The 1,000-nt window shown below is 57.5% G+C and carries 3 protein-coding genes; all 3 read left to right on the plus strand.

From position 1 onward, the window contains the following. Positions 1 to 71 precede the first annotated feature (71 nt). Entirely contained in the window at positions 72 to 470 is a 399-nt protein-coding gene (locus KDM87_RS17625; RefSeq protein ID WP_000158919.1) for a DNA-packaging protein FI, read from the plus strand. Between the two features lie 11 nt (positions 471 to 481). After that, positions 482 to 835 carry a head-tail joining protein gene (locus KDM87_RS17630; RefSeq protein ID WP_000752979.1) on the plus strand — a complete coding sequence of 118 codons (354 nt, stop codon included), beginning with the start codon at positions 482 to 484 and terminating at the stop codon, positions 833 to 835. A 17-nt stretch (positions 836 to 852) separates the two neighbouring features. Then, on the plus strand, positions 853 to 1,000 hold a 148-nt coding region (locus KDM87_RS17635), incomplete at its 3' end, for a phage tail protein (protein ID WP_456243431.1).

A 1,000-nucleotide genomic window follows, 5' to 3' on the forward strand; every position in this document is an offset into this window, starting at 1 on the left:
GATGAGTTCGTGTCCGTACAACTGGCGTAATCATGGCCCTTCGGGGCCATTGTTTCTCTGTGGAGGAGTCCATGACGAAAGATGAACTGATTGCCCGTCTCCGCTCGCTGGGTGAACAACTGAACCGTGATGTCAGCCTGACGGGGACGAAAGAAGAACTGGCGCTCCGTGTGGCAGAGCTGAAAGAGGAGCTTGATGACACGGATGAAACTGCCGGTCAGGACACCCCTCTCAGCCGGGAAAATGTGCTGACCGGACATGAAAATGAGGTGGGATCAGCGCAGCCGGATACCGTGATTCTGGATACGTCTGAACTGGTCACGGTCGTGGCACTGGTGAAGCTGCATACTGATGCACTTCACGCCACGCGGGATGAACCTGTGGCATTTGTGCTGCCGGGAACGGCGTTTCGTGTCTCTGCCGGTGTGGCAGCCGAAATGACAGAGCGCGGCCTGGCCAGAATGCAATAACGGGAGGCGCTGTGGCTGATTTCGATAACCTGTTCGATGCTGCCATTGCCCGCGCCGATGAAACGATACGCGGGTACATGGGAACGTCAGCCACCATTACATCCGGTGAGCAGTCAGGTGCGGTGATACGTGGTGTTTTTGATGACCCTGAAAATATCAGCTATGCCGGACAGGGCGTGCGCGTTGAAGGCTCCAGCCCGTCCCTGTTTGTCCGGACTGATGAGGTGCGGCAGCTGCGGCGTGGAGACACGCTGACCATCGGTGAGGAAAATTTCTGGGTAGATCGGGTTTCGCCGGATGATGGCGGAAGTTGTCATCTCTGGCTTGGACGGGGCGTACCGCCTGCCGTTAACCGTCGCCGCTGAAAGGGGGATGTATTGCCATAAAAGGTCTTGAGCAGGCCGTTGAAAACCTCAGCCGTATCAGCAAAACGGCGGTGCCTGGTGCCGCCGCAATGGCCATTAACCGCGTTGCTTCATCCGCGATATCGCAGTCGGCGTCACAGGTTGCCCGTGAGACAAAGGTACGCC

It is taken from the genome of Cognatundibacterium rivi (assembly GCF_018139565.1).
In the GTDB taxonomy this organism is placed as follows: Bacteria; Pseudomonadota; Gammaproteobacteria; order Burkholderiales; family Burkholderiaceae_D; genus Undibacterium; species Undibacterium rivi.